Raw genomic sequence first — 3708 nt, 5'->3', positions numbered from 1 at the left:
TTCGCGGCATTGGTATGGATATTATTGGCATAAGCCGTATAATCCTGGGCTGCACTTTCTCTCAGGGTTCCACTGGAGATTTTTATAATGTTGCCTTTATTGATCATAAGTTTAGCCTTTAAAACAGATTACTTTTCTCTCCGCTGTTGTTGTGAATGGTTTTTGCAGCGTGTTTGATTACGCTCCCTTCGGCACTGTTATAGGTGAGTTCTCCTGTCGCCGTTTTTGTGATATTGGTGGCCTCACTCTGGTAAGCATTCGCAGCGATTTCGGTGATATTTGCTGCGTTCAAGATATAATCTGCACCAATACTCACCTGGTTATTAACACTCACCTGGGTATTCATATTATTTCCAGCAAGGGTGCTGATGTCTTTCCCTACGTGGATATCCAGATTTTCAGCCACATTGAGTTGCATGTTCTTTGCATTCAAGGTCATGTTCTCATTGGCCGTAATGGTAATATTATTGCCTGTGGTATCAATATGGATGAGGTTTTTATTGATATCTGTAATGGTGATTCCATGTCCTGATGGCCCATCGTTAAATTCAATAAGGTGCCCGCTTCGGGTTGCGATACTTTTCATATGGTTGGCATCCTGTCCGCCAGCACCTGTACTGCCATGAAAGATACTGCCCATGACGAAAGGCCGGTCAGGGTCATTATACCTAAAGCCAACCACAACCTGGTCTCCTATTTCCGGAATAAAAACATAGCCTCTGTTTTTTGCAAAGGGTTCGCTGCTTCCCCCATCAGGTGTTAAAACCCGGATCCAATCTGTAGTTGCATTGTCTTTTTGCCATAACATTTGTACTCGGACCCTACCCGTTTGAGATGGATCAGCGTTATCTATTACGGTTGCGATTTGAGATTCTGCCTGAGGGGTATGCACTTGCTCTACAGAAACGGCCTCCGTATCAGCAGGAACACCTTTAAAAGCGTTGTTATACCTGCTAAGACCATCGATATAGTGAGAAATCTCTGTGATCAAAAATTTACTCAATGAATCCTTGTTAAAGGACAAACCATCTTTACGGGATACCTGTACATCAGCAATGCAGCCAATATTCAGCGCTGTGCTGGTGCTCTCCCCGGTAATATCTGAAAGGTTGGAAGCCATTGCGGCTTTATGTTTATCGGCAAGTTTATCCAGCTGGCTTTTATTTTCCACTCTGGGTTTAATCGTCGTATTGATTTCATGATCGTACACAGAGGAAGACTGGGACAGGGCATGTTGCGCATAATCATTCAAACCCTTTACTGAACCCGGTGCCTGTGCATCCAGTCGCCCGTTTTCTTGTGATCTGTAAGAGTAATAAGAAAAATTCATAGGCAGGATGCGAACCGCCATATTCATAAAATTCAGGTTCTGACCATGTATCAGCGTTACGGTCTTTGGTGAATTAGGTTTTCCAAAATGCAGGGTTTTTCCATCATAATAAAAAAACTCTCCATATTCTGCACTAAGGCGGTTGATAAAGCTGTAATTGCTTTCTTTAAATTGAGTAATATATTTAAGGTTTTCGCTGTAAGCCGGTGCAATGGCATATTCCATATCATTTGAGGCCAGAGACGAAGTCTTTTTCTTTACAATGTCCCCCAGCTGCATATCTCTGAAAGATTCCAGGTGTGGCCCTGTTTCCAGAAGAATGGTTGGTGAATACCCCTTGATAATGAGGTTCCCCCTGAGTCCATGGCTTTGGGATAAGTTGACCTCGCAGACAATCCCTTTAAAATCCATGCTCCCATGATCGATACTGACAATGAAGCTTTTTCCAACCCAGGCTTTAGATTGATCGATCTTAAAAGACTGGGTCTGCTCAATCACATCCTGGTTAATGATCAGTTCAAACTCGTGGTGACGGTTAAAGGCCTGGGTGATCCTCAGTGAATTAAAATGTGTGATCTCCTGACCGTCAATTTGTATTTCCAGATTTATTTTCTTTTCCATCGTAGGAAGCTTTGCTGTTAAAACTTAAAATTCGGCATCTTTTGGCCAGGTATTAAAGTGCAGGAACCGCCATTTATCTTGTTTAAGCTGATACCAGACTGTAATATTTTCTTCTTTATTGTAAGTCCATGTATATTCCCGGATCTTCACTTCAGGTGAATACCGATCCTTTTCAGGTACATGATTATAAATTTCTATTCTAAACTCAGACAAAGGGCTGGACAAATTAAAATCCTCGCTTTTGATGGGTTTTCCGAACTTAGCGACTGCTTGTTCCGGAGACAGCTTTTTTAAAGCCGCAGTATCGATCTTTTCGGTTTTTCCCATTTGGTTTTCCTTTTTTATTGCCGCAGCAGGTGATTTACTTTGCCCGTCAGAGGATTGGTTCATACAGGAAATGAACAAAGTAAGGCCAAGACCCAACAGGCAATATATAGATCTAGCGAACATGGCTGATGTCAAATTTTACGCCCGGGATCATACTATTTAAGGTCTGTTTTATAAAATCCAGGTGCCGCTGTCTCAGCTCATTTCCTGAATTCATAATGCTTGGAAAATCGGCCAGATAAGCACTTCCTGAGGCATATTCATCGCCATGTCCGGAGGGTGTATAAGCAACGTTTCCAAGTGTATGCCCAAATTCATGGGTAAGACCATATTGATAAGACCTCACAGGGCCATTGATATATTTCAGTGTTTTCGTTGTATCTTCTGTATCCAGGCTGATTTCCCTGGTATTCCATCGAATATAACTTTGTTGAAAGGCACCTCGTTTAATCTTAGTGACGGTAACTTTCCAGTGCGCACTGTTGTCCAACACCCACTTTACATCAAAATAAGTTTTAACTGGTCCAACTTTATAATTTGCTGGTATTTTGGATCCTTGAGCCAATTTAAGCTCAAAACGGCTCCCCCAGACAGACCAGATCAGTCTGTCTACTTTGTGGTGAAAATTTTTGGTTTCTGCATAAGTCCACTTACCTGAGCCTGGAGCTATTGCCCAGCTGTATTTCCAGCGTTGCAATATCTTAAGCTCATTTCTGCCAAGATCGAGCGTAATGGCAAAATAAGGGGTTTCTTTTCTGTAAATTAACATAGGTAGATGTTAGTAAGAACGGAAATTTAGATAGGAGCCCCTATATGATCAGGGGCTCTCCCTTTACAATTATGCTTTTGGCCAATCGTTGGTATGCTCGGCATTACCCAGCTTCAATTTGCGCGCAGAAAGCACAAAACTTAAAGTCATTGGCGTATTGTCGTTTACAGCAATACCTTCGTTATACTGGATGATATAACCATCTTCAAAAGACAATTCTTTCATCTTTGCATCTTCCTCGCCCTTTTTGAAAACGATATTACCTGATAATGGTTTGTACTGATTATTGACCATTGATTCGATCACTGAAGTATCTTCGGTAGATTCTACTTCAATATGAATGGTTCCGCCATATACGCCAGATGATGGACGGCCTTTAGCGTCTACATCTCTGTTTAATGAAAAGCTGCACTGTAGTACATCAAATTCTTTGGACCCAAGAGTTAATCTGGTTTTGAATGCCATGATAGTATTCTTTTAAAAATTAAATAATGTTGGTTAATTGGTTACGTACCTAAAGTTACGCTTTTGGCCAGTCATTTATATGCTCGGCATTGCCAAGTTTTAACTTTCTGGCAGAGATCTGGAATTTCAGTGTCATCGGATTTTCTCCGGTGATATTGATTCCTTCTGAATACTTGACAATGTATCCATCTTCAAA

General features: G+C 41.3%; 5 protein-coding genes. All 5 read right to left on the bottom strand.

Features of this window, described 5'->3' with window-relative positions:
* Positions 1-118 precede the first annotated feature (118 nt).
* The gene (locus VNZ46_RS17500; RefSeq protein WP_325561328.1) at positions 119-1951 is read right to left on the bottom strand and encodes a type VI secretion system Vgr family protein; all 1833 of its coding nucleotides are present in this window, start codon (positions 1949-1951) and stop codon (positions 119-121) included.
* Between the two features lie 24 nt (positions 1952-1975).
* Entirely contained in the window at positions 1976-2401 is a 426-nt protein-coding gene (locus VNZ46_RS17495) for a hypothetical protein (protein WP_325561327.1), read from the bottom strand.
* Positions 2391-3047 carry a hypothetical protein gene (locus tag VNZ46_RS17490; RefSeq protein WP_108554445.1) on the bottom strand — a complete coding sequence of 219 codons (657 nt, stop codon included), beginning with the start codon at positions 3045-3047 and terminating at the stop codon, positions 2391-2393. Before VNZ46_RS17490 ends, VNZ46_RS17495 begins: the two co-directional genes overlap by 11 nt.
* A gap of 69 nt (positions 3048-3116) precedes the next feature.
* The gene (gene tssD / locus VNZ46_RS17485) at positions 3117-3512 is read right to left on the bottom strand and encodes a type VI secretion system tube protein TssD (protein ID WP_108554446.1); all 396 of its coding nucleotides are present in this window, start codon (positions 3510-3512) and stop codon (positions 3117-3119) included.
* A gap of 55 nt (positions 3513-3567) precedes the next feature.
* A partial coding sequence (tssD, locus tag VNZ46_RS17480; RefSeq protein WP_325561329.1) for a type VI secretion system tube protein TssD occupies positions 3568-3708 on the bottom strand: 141 nt, incomplete at its 5' end.

Source organism: Pedobacter sp., from assembly GCF_035566355.1.
GTDB lineage: Bacteria > Bacteroidota > Bacteroidia > Sphingobacteriales > Sphingobacteriaceae > Pedobacter.
The sequence above is the reverse complement of the archived record's forward strand: the minus strand, read 5'-3'. Positions and strand labels throughout refer to the sequence as shown.

Coding starts and splice junctions, on each gene's coding strand:
- VNZ46_RS17500 (WP_325561328.1), bottom strand. CDS start 1,951: ATGGAAAAGAAAATAAATCTGGAAATACAAATTGACGGTCAGGAGATC.
- VNZ46_RS17495 (WP_325561327.1), bottom strand. CDS start 2,401: ATGTTCGCTAGATCTATATATTGCCTGTTGGGTCTTGGCCTTACTTTG.
- VNZ46_RS17490 (WP_108554445.1), bottom strand. CDS start 3,047: ATGTTAATTTACAGAAAAGAAACCCCTTATTTTGCCATTACGCTCGAT.
- tssD (WP_108554446.1), bottom strand. CDS start 3,512: ATGGCATTCAAAACCAGATTAACTCTTGGGTCCAAAGAATTTGATGTA.